Source organism: Curtobacterium flaccumfaciens (genome assembly GCF_013359815.1).
Lineage (GTDB): Bacteria > Actinomycetota > Actinomycetes > Actinomycetales > Microbacteriaceae > Curtobacterium > Curtobacterium flaccumfaciens.
On sequence record NZ_JABMCF010000037.1, the window covers coordinates 90,107 to 110,201 of the forward strand.

At 70.6% G+C, this 20,095-nt stretch carries 18 protein-coding genes and 1 other RNA gene; 11 read left to right on the top strand and 8 right to left on the bottom strand.

Going from position 1 to position 20,095, the window contains the following annotated elements; genetic code table 11:
- Positions 1-45 precede the first annotated feature (45 nt).
- The 3 genes from glgB to HP445_RS10785 all read right to left on the bottom strand — a co-directional run bounded on the left by glgB (position 46) and on the right by HP445_RS10785 (position 6,869).
- Positions 46-2,598, bottom strand: coding sequence for a 1,4-alpha-glucan branching protein GlgB (glgB, locus tag HP445_RS10775; protein ID WP_128780064.1), 2,553 nt, complete (start codon positions 2,596-2,598; stop codon positions 46-48).
- On the bottom strand, positions 2,595-4,595 hold the full coding sequence (locus HP445_RS10780) for an alpha-1,4-glucan--maltose-1-phosphate maltosyltransferase (RefSeq protein ID WP_175330809.1): 2,001 nt from the start codon (positions 4,593-4,595) through the stop codon (positions 2,595-2,597). The genes glgB and HP445_RS10780 overlap by 4 nt, the downstream gene beginning before the upstream one ends.
- Positions 4,596-4,769: 174 nt before the next feature.
- A complete protein-coding gene (locus HP445_RS10785; RefSeq protein ID WP_128780063.1) occupies positions 4,770-6,869 on the bottom strand; it encodes a glycogen debranching protein in 2,100 nt (699 codons plus the stop codon).
- Positions 6,870-6,928: 59 nt separating this feature from the next.
- Between HP445_RS10785 and HP445_RS10790 the strand changes: the two genes are divergently transcribed.
- The 5 genes from HP445_RS10790 (at position 6,929) to HP445_RS10810 (ending at position 10,285) form a co-directional block, all read left to right on the top strand.
- Complete coding sequence (locus HP445_RS10790) at positions 6,929-8,110, top strand: cysteine desulfurase family protein (RefSeq protein ID WP_128780062.1); 1,182 nt, start codon at positions 6,929-6,931, stop codon at positions 8,108-8,110.
- Between the two features lie 28 nt (positions 8,111-8,138).
- Entirely contained in the window at positions 8,139-9,017 is an 879-nt protein-coding gene (locus HP445_RS10795; RefSeq protein ID WP_128780061.1) for a hypothetical protein, read from the top strand.
- Positions 9,018-9,307: 290 nt separating this feature from the next.
- Positions 9,308-9,583, top strand: a complete 276-nt coding sequence (locus tag HP445_RS18355) for a hypothetical protein (protein WP_217499879.1) — start codon at positions 9,308-9,310, stop codon at positions 9,581-9,583.
- Between the two features lie 4 nt (positions 9,584-9,587).
- On the top strand, positions 9,588-9,785 hold the full coding sequence (locus HP445_RS10805) for a hypothetical protein (RefSeq protein ID WP_128780060.1): 198 nt from the start codon (positions 9,588-9,590) through the stop codon (positions 9,783-9,785).
- A 2-nt stretch (positions 9,786-9,787) separates the two neighbouring features.
- Entirely contained in the window at positions 9,788-10,285 is a 498-nt protein-coding gene (locus HP445_RS10810) for a hypothetical protein (RefSeq protein WP_128780059.1), read from the top strand.
- Here the strand turns inward: HP445_RS10810 and HP445_RS10815 are convergent.
- The gene (locus HP445_RS10815; RefSeq protein ID WP_128780058.1) at positions 10,278-10,913 is read right to left on the bottom strand and encodes a hypothetical protein; all 636 of its coding nucleotides are present in this window, start codon (positions 10,911-10,913) and stop codon (positions 10,278-10,280) included. The two genes, HP445_RS10810 and HP445_RS10815, sit on opposite strands and share 8 nt — an antisense overlap.
- 152 nt (positions 10,914-11,065) lie before the next feature.
- Between HP445_RS10815 and HP445_RS10820 the strand changes: the two genes are divergently transcribed.
- Positions 11,066-11,560: a GNAT family N-acetyltransferase gene (locus tag HP445_RS10820; RefSeq protein ID WP_206647587.1), complete on the top strand. Its 495-nt coding sequence runs from the start codon at positions 11,066-11,068 to the stop codon at positions 11,558-11,560.
- Between the two features lie 43 nt (positions 11,561-11,603).
- On the opposite strand, the gene HP445_RS10825 is transcribed toward HP445_RS10820, so the two are convergent.
- The 4 genes from HP445_RS10825 to HP445_RS10840 all read right to left on the bottom strand — a co-directional run bounded on the left by HP445_RS10825 (position 11,604) and on the right by HP445_RS10840 (position 15,848).
- Positions 11,604-12,527 carry a PfkB family carbohydrate kinase gene (locus tag HP445_RS10825; protein ID WP_128780056.1) on the bottom strand — a complete coding sequence of 308 codons (924 nt, stop codon included), beginning with the start codon at positions 12,525-12,527 and terminating at the stop codon, positions 11,604-11,606.
- Positions 12,527-14,011 (bottom strand): purine-cytosine permease family protein, encoded by a 1,485-nt coding sequence (locus HP445_RS10830; RefSeq protein WP_241660366.1) that lies wholly within the window; start codon positions 14,009-14,011, stop codon positions 12,527-12,529. The genes HP445_RS10825 and HP445_RS10830 overlap by 1 nt, the downstream gene beginning before the upstream one ends.
- Positions 14,012-14,115: 104 nt before the next feature.
- A complete protein-coding gene (locus HP445_RS10835; protein WP_164941127.1) occupies positions 14,116-15,141 on the bottom strand; it encodes an ADP-ribosylglycohydrolase family protein in 1,026 nt (341 codons plus the stop codon).
- On the bottom strand, positions 15,138-15,848 hold the full coding sequence (locus tag HP445_RS10840) for a GntR family transcriptional regulator (protein WP_217499880.1): 711 nt from the start codon (positions 15,846-15,848) through the stop codon (positions 15,138-15,140). Before HP445_RS10840 ends, HP445_RS10835 begins: the two co-directional genes overlap by 4 nt.
- Before the next feature lie 176 nt (positions 15,849-16,024).
- On the opposite strand from HP445_RS10840, the gene prfB reads away from it, so the two are divergent.
- From prfB to ssrA, 5 genes are all read left to right on the top strand, one after another.
- On the top strand, positions 16,025-17,134 hold the full coding sequence (gene prfB, locus HP445_RS10845; protein ID WP_071244840.1) for a peptide chain release factor 2: 1,110 nt from the start codon (positions 16,025-16,027) through the stop codon (positions 17,132-17,134).
- Between the two features lie 61 nt (positions 17,135-17,195).
- The gene (ftsE, locus tag HP445_RS10850) at positions 17,196-17,951 is read left to right on the top strand and encodes a cell division ATP-binding protein FtsE (RefSeq protein WP_128780053.1); all 756 of its coding nucleotides are present in this window, start codon (positions 17,196-17,198) and stop codon (positions 17,949-17,951) included.
- Positions 17,948-18,862: a permease-like cell division protein FtsX gene (gene ftsX, locus HP445_RS10855; protein WP_027465852.1), complete on the top strand. Its 915-nt coding sequence runs from the start codon at positions 17,948-17,950 to the stop codon at positions 18,860-18,862. Before ftsE ends, ftsX begins: the two co-directional genes overlap by 4 nt.
- 131 nt (positions 18,863-18,993) lie before the next feature.
- The gene (gene smpB / locus HP445_RS10860) at positions 18,994-19,470 is read left to right on the top strand and encodes an SsrA-binding protein SmpB (RefSeq protein ID WP_027465851.1); all 477 of its coding nucleotides are present in this window, start codon (positions 18,994-18,996) and stop codon (positions 19,468-19,470) included.
- 95 nt (positions 19,471-19,565) lie between these two features.
- Positions 19,566-19,942, top strand: a transfer-messenger RNA (tmRNA) gene (ssrA, locus tag HP445_RS10865).
- Positions 19,943-20,095 lie beyond the last annotated feature (153 nt).

The window sequence follows — 20,095 nt, forward strand, 5'->3', positions numbered from 1 at the left end:
GGGCCTCCCGTCTGTCCGTCGGTCGCGTCGCGGACGCTGGCCGGGCTACTGGGCGAGCTTCAGCCAGACGGCACCGAGCGGCGGCACCACGAGGTGTGCCGAGGCCGGGCGGCCCGCCCACGGGGTGTCCTCTGCGGTGACGACGCCGAGGTTGCCGACTCCTGAGCCGCCGTACTCGGCAGCATCGGTGTTGAGGACCTCGTGCCACTCGCCGGCGGTCGGCAGCCCGAAGCGACGCTCCACCGGCACGCCGGAGAAGTTCACGAACACCGCGACCCGGTCGTCGCCGTCCTTCCGCAGGAACCCGAGGGTCGAGTGCGGTGCGTCGCCACCCTCGAGCCACTCGAAGCCGTCGGCCGTCGAGTCGTGTGTCCAGAGCGCCGGGGAGTCCTTGTACACGCGGTTCAGCTCCGCGACGAGGTCCTGCACACCGCGGTGGCCGGGCTGGTCGAGGAGCCACCAGTCGAGGCCCTTCGCCTCGGACCACTCGGCGGGCTGGGCGAACTCCTGGCCCATGAAGAGCAGCTGCTTGCCGGGGTGCGCCCACATGAACGCCAGGTAGGCGCGCACGTTGGCGAGCTTCTGCCACTCGTCGCCGGGCATCTTGCCGTACAGGGAGCCTTTACCGTGCACGACCTCGTCGTGGCTGATCGGCAGCGTGAACTGCTCGCTGAACGCGTAGACGAACGAGAACGTGATCTCGTCGTGGTGGTAGCTGCGGTACGCGGGGTCGCGCTGCACGTACTCGAGCGAGTCATGCATCCAGCCCATGTTCCACTTCTGCCCGAAGCCGAGTCCGCCGGCGCTCGTCGGCTGGGTCACGCCCGGCCACGAAGTGCTCTCCTCCGCGATCATCACGATGCCGGGATAGCGCTTGTACGCCGTCGCGTTCGTCTCCTGCAGGAACGAGATCGCGTCGAGGTTCTCGCGGCCGCCGTGGATGTTCGGCAGCCAGTCGGTGCGGGAGTAGTCGAGGTACAGCATCGAGGCCACCGCGTCGACCCGCAGGCCGTCGATGTGGAACTCCTCGAACCAGTACAGCGCGTTCGCGACCAGGAAGTTGCGCACCTGCGGCTGCCCGAAGTCGAACACGTAGGTGCCCCAGTCGAGCTGCTCGCCGCGGCGGGGGTCCGGGTGCTCGAACAGCGCGTAGCCGTCGAAGCGACCGAGGGCCCATTCGTCCTTCGGGAAGTGCCCGGGGACCCAGTCCATGATCACGCCGATGCCCGCGGAGTGCAGGCGGTCGATCAGGTAGCGCAGGTCGTCCGGCGAACCGAAGCGCGCGGTCGGCGCGTAGTACCCGGTGACCTGGTAGCCCCACGAGCCGCCGAACGGGTGCTCGGCGAGCGGCAGGAACTCCACGTGCGTGAAGCCGGTGTACTCCATGTGCCCGATGAGCTGGTCGGCGACCTCGCGGTACGACAGGCCGGGGCGCCACGAGCCGAGGTGCACCTCGTAGACGCTCATCGGGGCGTCGTGCGTGGTGGTCTGTGCGCGGCGCTCCATCCACGCGGCGTCGCCCTCGGACCACGTGTACGTGGACTCGGTGATGACGGAGGCCGTGGCGGGCGCGATCTCGGCCTCGCGGGCGAAGGGGTCGGCCCGCTCCACCCAGCCGGAGTCGGTGAGGATCTGGAACTTGTAGCGCTGCCCGACGACGGCGCCGGGCCAGAACAGCTCCCAGACGCCGAGGTCGCTCAGACGGCGCATCGCGGTGGTGCGGCCTTCCCAGCCCTCGAAGTCGCCGATCACGCGGACGGCGGTGGCCCTGGGCGCCCAGACGGCGAACGCGACACCGTCGACACCGTCGACCGTGCGGGCGTGTGCGCCGAGGTGGTGCCAGAGCTGCTCGTCACGGCCCTCACCGAACAGGTGCAGGTCGAGCTCGCCGAGCGTCGGGGCGAACCGGTACGCGTCGTCGGTGGTCCAGGTGGCGTCGTCTTCGTCCGTGGACTCGTCGTAGTCGTACTCCGACTCGACGCGGTAGCGACCGAGGGTCTCGGCAGTGGCGCCGGCCCAGAGCCCGTCGCCCTCGTGCGTGAGTTCGATGTCGTCGCCGTCGGGGCGCACGAGGCGCACCGCGCGGGCCAGGTGCCGGACGACGCGGACGCTGGTGCCACCGTCGACCGGGTGCGGGCCGAGCACGTCGTGCGGCTGGGACCAGCGGCCCTCTGCCACCTGCAGACGCAGCCAGTCCTCGATCGGAGCCGGACGCGGAGCCGTGGCCGCACCGGTGGCGACCGGAGCCGAGGCAGCAGCCGGCACCGAAGCAGCGGCGCTGGGGGCGACCGGCGCGTCGACGGAGGCCGGACGGACCACGGGTGCAGCGCCGCCGGTCGGGGCCGTCGGGGAGTCGGAAGTCGAGGCGGCTGCGACGGGCGGCTGCCGCGGGTGCGTCGGGTCGGCGGGGTGCCCGGCGAGCGTGGCGGACTCCGCCACGCCGCGGTCGGGCGCCTCGCGCTGCGCCGGCGGAGCGCCGGGCAGGTCCTCGTCGGGCGCGGACACCTTCGGCTCGTACCGCGGCACGGCCGGCGGCGGAGGCGGCACCGGCGGGACGGCCGGTCCGCGCTTCGTGGGGTCGGTCGGTTCGGGGGTCATCGGTGGGGTCCTTCCACGACGAGCAGGTGCACGGGCTCCTGGAACGCGTCCAGGCGGACGTAGTTCGACGCGCCCCAGGTCCAGCGCTGACCGGTCACGACGTCACGGACGTCGAACAGGCCCTCGGTCGGCAGACCGAGTGCGGCGAGGTCCAGGTGCACGGTGGTCTCACGGGCGGAGTGCGGGTCGACGTTGGCGACCACGATCACGGTGTCGGGGCGCCCTGACCGGATGTACTCGCCCGACAGGTGCTTCGAGTAGACGACGATCGCCGGGTCGTCGGCGGCGTGCACGTGCAGGTTCCGCAGCTGTCGCAGCGCGGGGTGCGCCGCACGGAGGCGGTTGAGCATCGTCACGTACGGCGCCAGGGACGCACCCTCGGCCTCGGCCAGGGCGAAGTCGCGCGGCTTGTACTCGTACTTCTCGTTGTCGATGTTCTCTTCCGAGCCCGGACGGGCGACGTCCTCGAACAGCTCGTACCCGGCGTACATGCCCCACGTCGGCGCACCGGTGGCGGCGAGTGCCGCGCGCACCTTGTAGCCGGCACGGCCGCCGAACTGCAGGTACTCGGTGAGGATGTCGGGCGTGTTCACGAAGAGGTTCGGGCGCAGGTAGTCGCTCGTCTCGTGCGAGAGCTCCGTGAAGTAGTCCTCGATCTCGTCCTTCGTGTTGCGCCAGGTGAAGTACGAGTACGACTGCTGGAACCCGGCCTCGGCGAGCGCGCGCATCATCGCCGGGCGGGTGAACGCCTCGGCGAGGAACACGGTGTCGGGGTGCTCGTCGCGGATCTCACGGATGACGCGTTCCCAGAACCAGAGCGGCTTGGTGTGCGGGTTGTCGACGCGGAAGATCCGGATGCCGAAGTCGATCCAGTGGCGCAGGACACGCTCGACCTCGGTGACCAGGCCCTCGGGGTCGGTGTCGAACTGGATCGGGTAGATGTCCTGGTAGCGCTTCGGCGGGTTCTCGGCGGTCGCGATGGAGCCGTCGGCCCGCTGCGTGAACCACTCCGGGTGCTGGGTGACCCAGGGGTGGTCGGGGGAGCACTGCAGCGCGAAGTCGAGCGCGACCTCCATGCCGGTGTTCTTCGCCGTCTCGACGAAGTCGCGGAAGTCGTCCTCGGTGCCGAGGTCGGGGTGGATCGCGTCGTGCCCGCCCGCGGGGGAGCCGATCGCCCAGGGGCTGCCGGGGTCGTTCGGCCCGGGCGTGAGCGTGTTGTTCGGCCCCTTGCGGGCGGTGGTGCCGATGGGGTGGATCGGCGGCAGGTAGATGACGTCGAAGCCCATCCGGGCGACGGCGGGCAGCCGTCGGGCCGCGGTGCGGAAGTCGCCGCTCTTCCAGGAGCCGTCGGGGTTCTTCTTCGCACCTTCGGAGCGGGGGAAGAACTCGTACCAGGCACCGACGCCGGCGCGGGTGCGTTCGACGTCGAGCAGCTGGGTGGCGGAGTGGGTCCGGAGCGAGGTGAGCGGGGCTTCCTCGACCTCGGCGACGATCCGCGGGTCGTCGACGGCGGCCAGGCGTTCGGCCGGGTCGAGGTCGGTGTCGCGGACACGTGCGGCGGCACGGGTCGCGGCGGGGGAGTCGGTCTCCTCGGCCAGCCGGTCGAGCAGCACGGCACCGTCGAGCAGGGTCGCCTCGGTGTCGACGCCGGCCGCGATCTTCAGGCGTGCGCCGTGGAGCCAGCTCGCCCAGTCGTCGGAGTACGACTCGACGTGCCACGTCCAGACGCCGACGTGGTCGACCTGCACCGTGGCTTCGTAGCGGTCGGTGCCGGGGGCACCGAGGGTCATGGGGACGGTGCGGGTTCCACCGTCTGGGCGTTCGAGGACGAGGTCGGCGCCGATGATGCCGTGTCCTTCTCGGAAGACGGTTGCACCGAACGTGATCACCTCGCCGTCGAATGCCTTGCCGGGGAAACCGTTCGGCGTCCTCGGGGCGAGCTCGGTGATCGGGATGCGCCCGATCTTCGGGCGGCGGGGTCGGTCTGCGGTGGCCACGGAAGCGACGCTACCCGGCGAGCGGCTCCGCGTTCCCCGGAATCGGCCCGCTGTGGAGGGCCGGGCGCGCCGTGGAGCCTGTTGAGGACCGGACGGGAGGCCCGTGGCGGGGCCGCCACGGGCCTCCCGTCCGCCACTCGGTCGCGACGCTGGGCCGCACCCGCCTGCTCGGCGCTACGCCACCTCGAACAGGTGGATGCCGGGGCCGTAGGCGGTGAAGACCTGCCCGGCGGGACGGAGGCGCTCGTGGTCGCGGTGCTTCTCGCTCGACCAGGCCAGGCGGTACCCGAGGACGTCCTCGCGTACCGGCAGGGTCAGGTCGCGGGTGCGGCCGCTGCCGTGCACGACCACCAGGACGCGGTCGAAGGGCTCGTGCTCCGGCGTCGACTCGACGAAGTACTGCAGGGCGCGGTGCACCGGCTGGTCCCAGCCCTCGATCGTCATCGGGTGCCCGTCCGGCCCGTACCAGGACATCCGCGAGGCCCCGGGGGTCTCCTGCCCCTCGACGCCGAAGCGGGTGGGGCGGAGCGACGGGTGCGCCTGCCGGAACCGGGCCAGCGCGGCGACGGCCTCGGTCATCGTCTCGGCGTCCTCGTCGTCGGACCAGTCCACCGCGGTCAGGTCGTCGGACACCACGTAGGCGTTGTTGTTGCCGTGCTGCGTGCGGCTCCGCTCGTCGCCGGCGGTGAGCATCGGCACCCCGGCGGAGAGCATCAGGGTCGCCACCAGGTTGCGCATCGACCGGCCGCGCGCGGCGCGGACCCCGCGGTCGGCGGTGTCGCCCTCGATGCCGTGGTTGAACGAGCGGTTGTCGTTCGAGCCGTCGCGGTTGTCCTCGCCGTTGGCCTCGTTGTGCTTGCCGTCGTACGACACCAGGTCGAGCAGGGTGAAGCCGTCGTGCGCGGTGACGAAGTTGACGCTCGCCAGCGGGCCGCGGTCGGCGCCGAAGAGGTGACGCGACCCGGTCAGGGCTCCGGCGAGCGCGCCGATCCCGGTCTGCGGCAGGCCGGTGCGGCGCTCCTCGGCGATGTCGGTGAGCCAGAACTGGCGGACCGTGTTGCGGAACCCGTCGTTCCACTCGCTCGTGCGGTGCCCGGCTGCGCCGAACTCCCCGGTCTTCCAGCCGTCCGGGCCGACGTCCCACGGCTCGGCGATCACCAGGGTGTCCTGCAGGTCGGGGTGGTTCCGGATGCGCTCGAGCAGTGGGTGCGACGGGTCGAACCGGTGTTCGCCGTCGCGGGCCAGGGCGGCCATCAGGTCGAAGCGGAACCCGTCGACCTGCACCTCGCGCGCCCAGTACACCAGGCTGTCGACGATGAGGTCCGCCGTCGCCTCGACCGAGGTGTCGAGCGTGTTCCCGCACCCGGTGGTGTCGTAGTAGGTGTCACGACGGGGAGGGTCGGTCTGCGCCCAGCGGTAGCGGTTCGCGCCGTCGATGCCGCGCAGGCTCGTCGTCGGACCACCCAGGCCCTCTTCCGCGGTGTGGTTGTAGACGACGTCGAGGACGACCTGGATGCCGGCCTCGTGCAGCAGCCGGACCATGCCCTTGAACTCGCGCAGGACGGCGTCGGCGCCCTCCTGCTGCGCCGGTGCCGAGGCGTGCGCGGCGTGCGGGGCGAAGAACCCGAGCGTGTTGTAGCCCCAGGCGTTCTGCCGGCCGGCGTCGCGGAGCCACCGCTCGGTGTCGAACGCCTGCACGGGCAGCAGTTCGAGCGTCGTGACGCCGATGCGGTGCAGGTGCGCGATCGTGCTTTCGTGGGCGACCCCGGCGTACGTGCCGCGCAGGTGCTCCGGCAGGTGCGGGTTCGCGGCCGTCAGGGTGCGGACGTTCGCCTCGTAGACGACGGCACGGTCGAGCGGGACCTGCGGCTTCACGACGCCGCCCCAGTCGAACGCGTCGTCGACGACCACGCTGGTCCAGCGGGGGCCGACCGCTTCGTCGTCGCCGGTCGGCAGGATGCCCCGCGCGTACGGGTCGAGCAACGGACGCGTCGGGTCGAACTCGTGCCGCGGGCCGACCGGCCCGTCGACGAGCAGGTGGTAGCGGTCGCCGGGCACGACCCCGGGGACCTCGCCGGTCCACACGTCCGTGTCCGGCACCCGCTCGAGCGCGTACCGCGTCGGCCGCACGTCGGAGGGGTCGGCTCCGTCGGCGCTCCCCGCGCTCGCCACGACCAGGACGACGCCCGTCGCCGTCGCGGACCGCAGGGTGAACCGGGGGACGGTCCCGCCCAGGGAGAACCCCGGCGTCAGGTCGATCGCTGTCTCGTGCACGCGACAAGGGTACGAGGACCGGCGCGTATCCTGGACACTGCTCGATCCAGGGGGTGCATTTGTCGGTCTACCTCGACCACGCCGCGACGACGCCGATCCTGCCGGAGGCGCTCGCCGCCTTCACCGATGCCCTGGGCGCCGTCGGCAACCCGTCGTCCATCCACAGCGCCGGTCAGCGCGCCAAGATGCTGCTCGAGGACGGCCGCGCCGCCGTCGCCCGCTCGCTCGACGCCGATCCGGTGGAGGTCGTGTTCACCTCCGGCGGCACCGAGAGCATCAACCTCGCCGTGAAGGGCCTGTTCTGGGCTCGCCAGCGCGACCGCCAGCGGCCCCGCATCGTCGTCCCGGGCGGCGAGCACCACGCCACCGTCGACACCCTGACCTGGCTGGAGACGCACGAGGGCGCCGTCATCGACGTGGTCCCGTTGGACGCGCAGGGTCGCGTCGACCTCGCCGGACTGGAGGCGCGGCTCGCCGACGCCTCGGACGTCGCCCTGGTCACGTTCCTGTGGGCGAACAACGAGGTGGGCACCATCCAGCCCGTGTCACGGATCGTCGAGCTCGCCCACGCCGCCGGCGTGCCCGTGCACAGCGACGCGGTCGCCGCCTACGGGCAGGTGCCGGTGTCGTTCGCCGGGTCCGGCCTCGACGCCCTCAGCGTCTCCGCGCACAAGATCGGCGGCCCCGTCGGCATCGGCGCGCTCGTGCTCGGGCGGAAGGCCACCGTCGAGCCCCTCATCCACGGTGGTGGGCAGCAGCGGCAGGTGCGGAGCGGGACGCAGGACGCCCCGGCGGCTGCGGCCTTCGGTGTCGCGGCCAGCGCGGTCGTCGCCGAGCCGATGCCGCACCCATCGCTCGTCGCCCTGCGGGACCGCCTGGTCGCCGGGGTCCGTGCGGCCGTGCCGTCTGCGGTGCTGATGGGGGACCCGGTCGACCGGCTGCCGGGCAACGCCCACTTCACGTTCCCCGGCTGCGAGGGCGATTCGCTCCTGTTCCTGCTCGACGCCGCCGGGGTCGCGGTGTCGACCGGGTCGGCGTGCCAGGCCGGTGTGCCCGAGGCGTCGCACGTGCTGCTCGCGATGGGGCTGTCGGAGCAGGACGCCCGTGGTGCGCTCCGGATCACGCTCGGCCACACGACGACCGATGCCGACGTCGACGCGTTCCTGACGGCGCTGCCCGACGCTGTCGCACGGGCCGGTGCCGCGGGGATGGCATCGAGGGAGCCGCTGCTCGGGCGGTAGTGGTTGACTCCGGCGCAGTCAATTCGGCTTGCGCCTGGGTGGGACACCGGCGATCTCGGCTGCGACGCTGACGCCGGCCCCCTTCCAGGGCATACTGCTGCTCGTGGTGCCGGGGCCGGAAGACGGACAGGACGCAGGGGACGTCCGCCGTCCAGCGCGCGTCCGACCGCCGCGGGACGACAACTGGTACCGCTCGACCGAGTGGAACGACGAGATCGCTGCGGCGTTCGAAGCGAAGCTCGCACGTGCGAGATCGTCCAGGCTCGAGTACATCCGTATCCAGGGGGTGACCCTCGCCCTGCAGGGCGACGCAGACGAGGGCGTCCGAGAGGTCGGTCGGGGGCTGCTCGTCCGGTTCATGGCGGAGATCGAGGCCGTCGGCGGGTCGCAGGCGCGCGTGAACGGCGGCGGGGAGGAACTCGCGATGTCACTGGCGTTGTCCGGACGTCTGCGTGACGCCGCTGACGAGTACCGGAGGGTCCTCCGGCGGATCGCCGAGTGCGGCTCCGACTCGTTCACCACCGGCATGTCGGAGGTCCTCCTGGCCGAGGTGCTCCTACAGCTCGGCGATCCCTCGTCGCTCGCCGAGGCGGACGCGCTGCTCGCCGGCGCCGAGGACTCGATCCGGAGGACGGCGTTCTTCCGCGACCGCGTCGTCCGGTACCTGACAGCGCGCGCCCGCGTCGCGAGCCGGCTCGGAGACCCGGAATCGGCATCCGGGCACGCCCACGCCGCACTGACCGTGATCGGGGTCGAGGGCAATCCGTTCCCTCGGCACCCGGGTGTCGGGGTGCCGACCGTTGATGCGGAACTGCGAGCGGAGCTGACGCGCTTGGCGCACGGGCTTCGGCCCGTGGCGGCTCGGCGACGGCCGTTCCGATTTCGGTTCCGCAAGGCACGCCCGTGACGGCGTGCATCCCGGGACCTCGAACGCCGCACACCCGGGGGGCCACCACGCACGACGTCGAGGGCGGCCCCGGATGGCGAATCCGGTCCACCGATCTCCGTCCGGTCATCACCGACCTCGCTGCGTTCCGCACAGGATTGGCAGACGACCCACTCCGTGAGGAAATCGAGTTGCTGTGGACCGGCACGGCGGGTGATGCGCTTCGTCGTCTCGAACGGGTTGCCTCGACGCAGCGTGTCCGAGCACTGCGGGCCGACTGCCACCGTGACCTGGGTGACACCCGCACCGCTGTGCGCGAGTACGACCTCCTCGTCGCCGAGTGCATCGGTACGACTCGCGAGGCCGTGATGCGGCAACACCGGGGCAAGGCGCTGCTCGCAGCCGGGAGCGTCGACCGCGCCGTCGAGGACTTCACACTCGTCGTCGCGCTCAGACAGGCCAGTGATCCGGTGCTCCTCGCTTCGGCCGAGCAGGCGCTGGCGGTCGCGCGGTCTCGGCCAGGTGGCGGCATAGCGGACGTGCTCACCGGCAGCGGCGACGTGGACGGACGTCCGTCGGTAGCCTGAGCCCGTGACCACTCCGAAACCGCAGGGCAGTGCCGACCTGGTGGGTCTGCTCGTCGGTGCTCCGCTCGCGCTCATCGGGATCGTGCTGCTCGTGTCCGCAGGAAGTACGCCGACGGCCGTCCTCGGGGCCGCGGTGCTGGTCTCCGGCACCATGCTGGTGTGCACCGCCCTGCTCATCCGAGGGCTGCGCCGGGAGCGCTGACCGTGGCCACGACCAGCGGTGAGCACCGTCCGCGGAACGGCACCCGGCGGGACAGCCGCTGGGCCGTCCCAATATGTCGGGTCTTCCCCTGGTGGTATCTCGGCGGTGCGGTGGCGACGCTGGCGATCCTGTTCCTGGTCGATCCCGGCGGCAGCCAGGCCACGGTGGCGTTCTGGGGGCCGATGATCGGGATCACGATCCAGGACCGCGAGCGAGCTGCGCGTGCTCGACTGGACCGCGGCCTCCCGGTCGACCGACGGTCGCTCCTGTCGCCTCCGTGGCTCGAACCGACCTGCGCGGTGTTACTCAGCGGCGTGGCCGTCGGACTCGGCATGCTCATCAACGCGCTCTTCGGGCACGGCACGTCCGTCACGACGTGGGTCGGTGCGGGGGTGTTCCTCGGGAGCGCCGCGTCCTTGGTCGGTCTCCTGCTGGTCCTGAGGAGCCGACGCCGCCGACGGTCGAGCGGTGCGGGCGGCCAGCCGGACGACGTCAGCTGACTGGGCGCTCCGAGAGGAACCGCCCGGCTCGTCGGTACTGCAGGGCCAGTTGTACGAGCCCGAGCACCACCGTGAACGACGCGACGAGCTCGATCAGCTTGATGGGCAGACTGTCCGTGCTCACCGCTGTCGAGGCGGCGAACAGCATCACGGCGCCGAAGATCGGCAGGATCCCGAGCGTGGCTCGACGGTTCTGCACGGCCACCGCGAAGACGATGTCCGCGTGCTCGTCGTCGATCGGCTCCTGGCCGGCGATCTGACGCCGCACCGACCGCTGCTCCGCGCGGGAGAGCGGGCTGCTCACTGAACGCCAGCGAGTGACGTAGTGACCGGAGCGGTAGGCCCACACGAAACCGACGATGCCGACGACCAGCCCGAGCAGCAACAGCAGGAGCTGGACGAGCAGCTGCACGCCATCGCCGCCACTCGCGTGGCTGCTCCCGGTGCCCGGCGCCAGCACCAGTGCCAGGACCACCCCGACCGCCCACGACACCAGGACGAGTGCCCCCAGCCACACGAACACGCGGGTCCGGCGACGGCGGAGCCCGTCGTCGCTCTGACCGTCGGCGAGCCGGGCGGCGGCTGCCCAGCGCTCGGCTCCGGCTGGGTCGGTTGGGGGGCTGGTCATCGTTCGGGTCCTGACGTCGAGAGTCTCTCGACTCTACGGGTCACGGTCGGTGCGGGTCGTGCGTGCGACTCCGGAAGCGACTGCCGTTTGAATCCGCACGAGGGGATCGCCACCGACGCGCATCGTTGTGATACTTGGACATGCTCGAGTTGGTGAGACCGCAGACGGCGTTGTACGAGGCGTGGGCTGAAGCGCATGCCGAGTGGGGGCCGGGCGCGCACGAGGACGGATTCGGGATCACCGCCCACGACGACGTCGGTGACGAGGACGGGTTCCGCACCTGGGTCGGCCGACTGCACGCCAGACCCGGGGCGCTCTGGTGGATCGTCGAGGACGGCCGCGTCCTGGGCGGGACCGCACTCCGGGCGCCGGGAGACGCGGCCGGCGTGCAGCGGTTCGGCCACGTCGGGTACGGGATCCGCCCGTCGGCGCGGGGCCGAGGCGTGGCGACCTGGGCGCTGGGCCAGGTGCTCGCGCACGCATCGCGCGTCGGGATCGACCCGGTGATCGCCGTCTGCCGTGATGACAACGACGGCTCCATCGGGGTGTTGGAGCACTACGACGCCGTCCTGCTGTCGACCGAGCGCCGCGGCGGTGTGCGGCTGCGACGGTACGCGATCGCCAGGTCGCACCGGAGGCCCGGGTAGCCGACCGAGCGCACGGCCACCCCGAGGAATACGTGTCGGCGCGTCACGCGAGCTGGGCGAGGAGCGCGTCCGTCTCAAATGCGGTCGGTGCTGTCGCCGGACCGTTCCTGGTGACCGCGAGGGCTGCCGCGGCGTTCGCCCGTCGGACGGCGTCGACGAGGACCGCACCTCGGGACAGCGCAGCCACGAGCACTCCGCCGTGGGCGTCTCCCGCGCCGTTCGAGTCCACCGCAGCGACCTGGAAGCCTGGCACCAGCACTGGTTCCAGGCCGGGCTCGACGACCCAGCAGCCGGCTGCGCCGTCGCGGGCCAAGGCGGTCCCGCGGGCGGCCGCGGCGATCGTGGCGACCGCCTCGGGGAGTCCCGCGGACGTGGGAGCCATGAGCCGCGCCTCCCGTCCGTTGGCGCTGACCACGTCCGCACGCGCCATGACGGGACCGAGCACCGCTGGGGGCAGCGTGCTGACCAACGGCGACGGGTCCAGGACGACGCGGACGGAGTCGGGGACGGTCTGCAGCCAATCGGCGATCGCCTCCCCGTTGACGGCGTGCGCGAGGCCGTAGCCGGACACGAACACCGTGTCGTCGGCGACGAGGGTGATCCGGTCGAGGGCGGCGCGGTCGAGCCGGCCCTCCGCGCCGACGCTCGTGACGAACGTCCGCTCCGTGGATGCGTCCACCAGCGCGACGCAGTACCCGCTGTCGACGTCGTCGAGACCCGATTGCAGGACGTCCACGCCCGACGCGGCGAGTGCGCGACGCACCACGTCGCCGAACGGCCCGCTGCCGTACTGGCCCCCGAACGCGACGTCGAGCCCGTCCCGGGCGGCGGCGACCATCGTGTTCAGGCCGCCGCCCGCGGTGATCTCCGACGCGGAGGCGATGACGTCGCCGCCCGGATCCGGGATCGCGTCGATGCGCATGACGATGTCGACGATGACGTTGCCGACCGAGACGAGGCGGGGCATCAGGCGCGCGCCTCGGCGTCCGTGGCGGTGGCCGACTCTTGCTCGGTGAGCCGGCCGCGTGCTCCGCCGGTCAGCAGGTAGACGGCGGCGGCGACGATGAACGTGACGACCCAGCCGAGGCCGTTCGCACCGATCCACGTTCCGGAGAACGCACCGACGAAGACGGGGTCCGCATCACCGACCTGCACCTCGGTGAACAGGAAGCCGATCACGATCGCGACGATCCAGGCGGCGAGGGCGCCCCAGGCGACACCGCCGCGGTACCAGTACCGGCCGCCAGCGCGCAGGTCGAGGAGCGCGGCAGGGTCGTACCAGCGTCGCCGCACCATGTCGGCCATGAAGACGCCGAGCCACGCGGTGATCGGGACGGCGAGGACGGAGATGAACGTGATGAAGGGCGCGTAGAAGCCGTCGGCGACGAGCATGAAGTACATCGCGCCGAGCGTTGTGACGACCACGTCGACCGCGACCGCCCAGACGCGCGGGACCTTGATGCCGAGCGTCAGCGTGGTGAGGCTCGCCGAGTACACAGACAGGTGGTTCGACAGCAGGAGGCCACCGAACGCCGCGATGAGGTAGGGGATCGCCATCCAGCTGGGCAGCAGGTCGCGGATCGCGGCGACCGGGTCGCCGGCCTGCGCCAGGGTCGGGTCGCCGGCGGAGACGAGCGCACCGAGACCGACCAGGACGACGAGCGGGATGCCCGCACCGGCGGCGCTCGACGCGATCAGTGCGCCGGCCTTCGACGAGGTGCGGGTGTAGCGGGCGATGTCCGCTCCGGCCGTGGCCCATCCGATGCCGGTACCGGCCGCGATGGTGCCGATGCCGATGACCATCGCGGCGACGGGGCCCGCGGGCTGGGACCCGACGACGCCCCAGTCGACGCGGAGCACGAGGAAGACGGCGACGAACACGTTGAGCGCGCCGAACACCCACGTCGCCCACTTCTGGACGGCGACGATGAACGCGTGCCCGAGGCCGGAGACGAGCACCGTGGCGACGACGAACACCAGGATCGCGACGATCGTCAGCACCGGGTTTGCCTTCGCGTCACCGCCCGTGCCGAACAGGATCGTGAACAGCGACAGCAGCACGAACGCCGCCGTGGTGGTGTTCACCGTCTCCCAGCCGAGCCGGGACAGCAGTGACACGAACGTCGGCCCGATGTTGCCACGGACGCCGAACACCGCTCGACTGAGCGTGAGGCCCGGAGCGCCGCCGCGACGGCCGGCGACGGAGATCACGCCGACGACCGCGAAGGACCCTGCGGCGCCGATGACCGCGACGAGCAACGCCTGCCAGATGGTCAGACCCTGGAACGCGACCAGGGTCGCACCGAGTGGGAGGCCGAGGATGGAGATGTTGGCGGCGAACCAGACCCAGAACAGCGCGCCGGGCGTGCCGGTTCGTTCTTCCCGGGGCACGGGCTCGATGCCCCGCTGCTCGATCGTCGTCAGCGTGCCGCTGCTGAGGGTGGTGGGCATGTCGGACATGGTTCGGTTCCTCTTACGTCGTCGGAAGGATGGTGCGCGAAACCGGGCGTCGGCCTGTCGGGACGACGCCCCAGCGTGGGGGAGGAGGGGGGGGGTCAGCTGCCCGTGCGGAGGGTGAGGAGTCCGTCGACGACCTGGTCGAGCCGGAGGTCGTTGACGGTGGTCACAGTGACGACGGCGTCGCTGGGCCAGGCGACGGGTCCGTGGACGGCGCCGAGCACCGCACCGGCCATCGCGGCGATCGTGTCGGTGTCGCCCCCGAGTGATGCCGCCGAGCAGAGGGTCTGCCACGGGTCGAGGTCGAGGGCGACGAGGGCGAGTGCGGCGACGACGGACTCCTGGCTGGCCACGCTCGTGCCGATGAGTCGCGTGATCGTGTCGACCTGCGCGGACGCAGGCACGGTCGGCAGGTGCTCACGTGCCCACGTCGTCCTCGCGGCGATGTCCGCGCCGGCGACCCAGTGGCCGCGCTCCGCGCCGACGGTGGCGGCGGCGACCGCGGCGTCGAGCGCTCCGGCGCGGGTCGCCCCGTCGATGCCCGCGCTCACGGCCGCGGCGATCGCGCTCGCTCCGGCGATGCCGAGTCCGGTGTCGTGCGTGACGCGGCTGGCGTCCTGGACGGCGTCGACCAGGTGGACGAGGTCACTCGACGGCACCGCGACACCAACCGGTGCGATGCGCATGGCGGCCCCGTTCGTCGTGCCGGTCGAGCCCGCCTCGGACGCGGGGACGCCAGCGAGGATCCGCTGCACCGCGGTCTTCGTGCTCGGGCCGAGCAGGTCGAGCGAGCCCTTCGCCTCCATCCCGCGCTCCCAGGCGATGAGTGCCTCGGCGAAGCGGACGGGGTCCAGTCGTCCGTTGCCCTCGAGCAGCAGCTCGGCGAGCATCAGGGCCTGTTCGGTGTCGTCAGTGATCGTGCCCGCGGGCATGCCGGTGGCGATACGCTGGTGCGGTCCGGCGTCGACGAATCCGGTGATGGCCCCGTGGTCGGCGAGGATCTGCGCGCGGGACATCGACTGGGTCGGCATGCCGAGGGCGTCACCGATGGCCAGGCCGGTGAGGGCAGCGAGGGCGTGGTCTCGGAGGGGGTGCTGGTTCACGGGGTCCTGTCGCGGGGTCATGACGTGGTCCCGAAGCGCATGTGCAGTCGGAAGCGGTCGGGATCGAGGAGACTGTCGACGCGCTCGACGAACGCGCCTTCGGCCGTGCGTGTGACGCGGCGGCTGCGCAGGAACGGCGTGCCCGCGGTGCGGTCGAGCAAGGCTGCGTCGTCGATGTCGAGCGGGACGACGTCGATCCACTGCTCGGCGCTCGCCGGCACCAGACCGGTTTCCGCGATCGTGGCGGTGAGGGAGCCGTCGACGAGTCCGTCGGTGGTCGAGGCCGCCAGTCGTCCCAGGTGCGGTACGACGCTTCGCTCCAGGGACACCGGGCTGCCGCCGACGACGACGCGGATCCGATCGACTGCGACGAAGGTCGCTCCGGCGGCGTCGACCTCGGCTTGCAGTTCCGCATCGTCGAACCGCTCGATGCGCAGAGTTCGGGTCGACACCTCGGTCCCCGAGGCGGCGATCGACCGTGCCCAGCCACCGCGTGGGTCGAGGGACGCCCCGTCGAAGGTGACGACCGAGCCGACACCGCCACGGGTGGCGATGTACTCGTCGTCGGCGAGGTCGGCGAGGGCGGCTCGGACGGTGCCGCGACTGACCGCGAAGCGCACGGCCAGGTCGTTCTCACCGGGCAGGCGCTCGCCCGCTCGGTACCGCCCCGTCGCGATCTCGTCGCGGAGCGCGTCGGCGACGAGACGTCGCTTCGATGTGACTGGCATGTGGTGATCGTACATGTACAGAACCTGTCCGATCCTGCGATGCGTTCAGTGGATGTCCCGGATGTCCTGAATGGTCTCTTGGCGGGTGAGTGGAGGAGCACCGCCGCCAGCGGGACGGACCCGCACCGGGCCTCCCGGTCGGCCGAGTCGGACTCGCGCCGGTAGGATCGATGACCATGGTCGAACTGGACTTCACCGAGCAGCTCTCCGCCCTTCGCGAGACCTTCGGCAACATCCGCTCGGTGGTCGACGTCGACCGCCTGCAGCGTGAGATCGCCGACCTCAGCGAGCAGGCCGGGGCCCAGGACCTCTGGGACGACGTCGACCACGCGCAGCAGGTGACGAGCGCGCTCTCGCACCGCCAGTCGGAGCTGAAGAAGATCACCGACACCGAGCAGCGCATCGACGACCTCGAGGTGCTGGTCGAGATGGCGAACGAGGGTGACGACCAGGAGTCCGCCGACGAAGCGCTCGCCGAGCTCAAGGCGATTCAGAAGATGATCGGCGACTTCGAGGTGCAGACGCTCCTCGACGGTGAGTACGACGACCGTCCGGCGGTCATCACGATCCGCGCCGGCGCGGGTGGGGTCGACGCGGCGGACTTCGCCGAGATGCTCCTCCGGATGTACCTCCGGTACGCCGAGCAGCACAACTTCAAGACCACGGTGATGGACACCTCGTACGCCGAAGAGGCGGGCATCAAGTCCGCGACGTTCGAGATCGACGCCCCGCACGCGTTCGGCACGCTGTCGGTCGAGGCCGGCACCCACCGCCTGGTGCGGATGTCGCCGTTCGGTGCCGCCGGCAAGCGCCAGACGTCCTTCGCCGCGGTCGAGGTCATCCCGCTCATGCCGGAGACCGCCGTCATCGACATCCCCGAGAACGACATCCGCGTCGACGTGTTCCGCTCGTCGGGCCCCGGCGGGCAGTCCGTCAACACGACCGACTCCGCGGTGCGCCTGACGCACATCCCGACCGGCACCGTCGTCTCGATGCAGAACGAGAAGTCGCAGATCCAGAACCGTGCGGCCGCCATGCGCGTGCTGCAGTCGCGCCTGCTCCTCCTGAAGAAGGAAGAGGAGAACGCGAAGAAGAAGGAACTCGCCGGCAACATCACGGCGAGCTGGGGCGACCAGATCCGCTCCTACGTCCTGGCGCCGTACCAGATGGTCAAGGACCTCCGGACGGAGCACGAGGTGAACAACCCCTCAGCCGTGTTCGACGGCGATCTGGACGGCTTCATCAACGCGGGCATCCGCTGGCGCAAGCAATCCGCTGCCGAGTAGGGGTTCCTGAGCCGCGCGCCTCGCTTGCTTTCCAAGCGGGGCGACCTACCCTGATCCGGTCATGATCAAATTCGACCAGGTCACCAAGGTCTACTCGGGCAACCCGAGTCCGGCGCTCGACAACCTCACCCTCGAGATCCTCAAGGGCGAGTTCGTGTTCCTCGTGGGCGCGTCCGGTTCCGGCAAGTCCAGCTTCCTGCGCCTCGTGCTCAAGGAGGAGAAGCCCACGAGCGGGCAGATCCACGTGCTCGGGCAGCGCCTCGGGTCCCTGGCATCGCGGAAGGTCCCGTACTTCCGCCGCAACCTCGGGGTGGTCTTCCAGGACTTCCGTCTGCTGCCGAACAAGAACGTGTTCGACAACGTGGCGTTCTCGCTGCAGGTCATCGGCAAGAGCAAGGGCTTCATCAGCGAGGCCGTGACCGACGTGCTGAAGCTCGTCGGTCTCGCCGGCAAGGCCTCCCGCATGCCGAACGAACTCTCCGGTGGTGAGCAGCAGCGTGTGGCCATCGCCCGCGCCGTCGTGAACAAGCCGGCGATCCTGCTGGCCGACGAGCCCACCGGGAACCTGGACCCCACCACGTCCGCCGGCATCATGGCGCTCCTCGAACGCATCAACCAGGGAGGCACCACCGTGCTGATGGCGACGCACGACGCCAGCATCGTGAACCAGATGCAGCGTCGGGTCATCGAGCTCTCGAACGGCACCGTCCTGCGCGACGAGCAGTCCGGCGGCTACCAGACCCAGGCCGTCCCGATCCAGCGAGGCACCGTGTCCAACACCACCGGCATCCAGACGATCCCGGGGCTCATCCGATGAGGCTCGGACTCGTCATGTCCGAGGTCGGCTCGGGCCTGCGGCGCAATGCGTCGATGGTCGTCTCCGTCGTCCTCGTGACCTTCATCTCCCTGACCTTCGTCGGCACCGCGATCCTGCTCCAGATGCAGATCAACCAGATGAAGGGGTACTGGTACGACCGGGCGCAGGTCGCCGTCTACCTGTGCACCGACACCGACACCACGGGCAACTGCACCGGCGCGAAGGCCACCGCCGATCAGCGCGAGCAGGTCCAGGCGCAGCTCGACTCGTCGACGCTCAAGCCGTACATCGAGAAGACCTACTACGAGAACCAGGACCAGGCCTTCACCCGGTTCAAGGAGCAGTTCAAGGACTCGGCCGCGACGGAGTTCGTCAAGCCGGAGTACCTGAACGAGACCTTCTGGGTGAACCTGAAGAACCCGTCGCAGGCAGACGTTCTGGTCGAGAGCTTGTCGAAGGTCGCCGGCGTGCAGAGCGTCGTCGATCAACGCGGGTACCTGCAGCCGATCTTCAACCTGCTCAACGCCTCGTCGTACACGGCGATCGGCATCGCGGCGCTCATGCTCGTGGCGGCGGTGCTGCTCATCGCGACGACGATCCGCCTGTCGGCGTTCAGTCGACGGCGAGAGCTCGGCATCATGCGGCTCGTCGGTGCATCGAACCGGTTCATCCAGACACCGTTCGTGCTCGAGGGGGTGATCGCCGCCGCCATCGGAGCCGTCCTGGCCGGTGGCGCCATCACCGCCGTGGTCTGGTTCTTCGTCCGGAACTTCCTGGCGGAGCGCTTCACCGGCACGGCGTTCATCGGCATGGGGGACGCGGCCATCGTGGTCCCCGCGGTGATCGTGATCGGGGTGCTCCTCGCCGCGGCGTCGGCGTCGATCGCCATCCGCCGGTACCTGAAGGTCTGACGCAGCACAGCATCCGCGAACGGGCGGCGCGCCGGGAAGGTGCGCCGCCCGCTTCGTGTTGAGTAGTCTGTAGGGCTGCGCGGAACCACCCACGCAGCGCACTGCACCGGTCACCATCGAGAGGAGTCGTCATGGCGAAGGAACGCGGGGAGAAGATCGTCGCGACGAACCGTCGCGCCCGGCACGACTACCTCATCGAGGACACGTACGAAGCGGGCATGGTCCTGTCCGGCACCGAGGTGAAGTCCCTGCGGATGGGGCGGGCGTCCCTGGTCGACGGGTACGCCTACATCGACGGTGGCGAAGCGTGGATCGACGCCGTGCACATCCCGGAGTACACCGAGGGCACGTGGAACAACCACTCGCCCCGTCGGAAGCGCAAGCTGCTCCTGCACAAGCAGCAGATCGTGAAGATCTCGCACAAGACGGCTCAGGGCGGCTACACCCTCGTGCCGCTGCAGATCTACTTCCACGACGGTCGGGCCAAGATCGAGATCGCCGTGGCGAAGGGCAAGCGCGAGTTCGACAAGCGCCAGGCCCTGCGCGAGAAGACCGACAAGCGTGAGGCCGAGCGGGCCATGCGCACCCGGAACCGCGTCGGAGAGTAGCGCCGACGCACCTCCTCGGCTAGGCTGAGGGACTGCTCCGACAGGGGCATTGGCAACTCAACAGCGTGACAGCGGCTCGCACGTCCGGCCCGCATGGGGATGATCGGTTTCGACATTGCCTGTGTGCCGACGGGAAGCGGGCCGAGGACCCACGGTTATCTCGTAAACGATCCGTGGAAAACAACAAGTGCCAATTCCAAGCGCACTGACTTCGCTCTCGCTGCGTAAGCAGCCCAGCACATGAAGTCCGTCGGCCAGGTGACCGTCTTCTAACCTGATCCCGACGTCATCCAGAGGACTTGCTGCACGGTTGCGCCTCAGGGCCGTGCGGGACTTGCACTGAGACTGGGCCCGTCGTCCTAGAAGCCGGTAGCAAAGGACGGGGCCGAGCAGAACGAACTATCCGGATACGCCCGTAGAAGACGTCGAATTGCAGCGATGGACGGGGGTTCGATTCCCCCCATCTCCACCATTCGCCGAACGACGACCGCTGTCACGCTGCGCCACCTGAACGCCCCGACACCGTCCCCTGGACAGTGCCGGGGCGTTCGCTGTTCCGCCACGTCCGAGGACTACGCTCCGGAGCAGGCGCGCAGAACACGCTCGCGTCGAACCCGAACGAGAG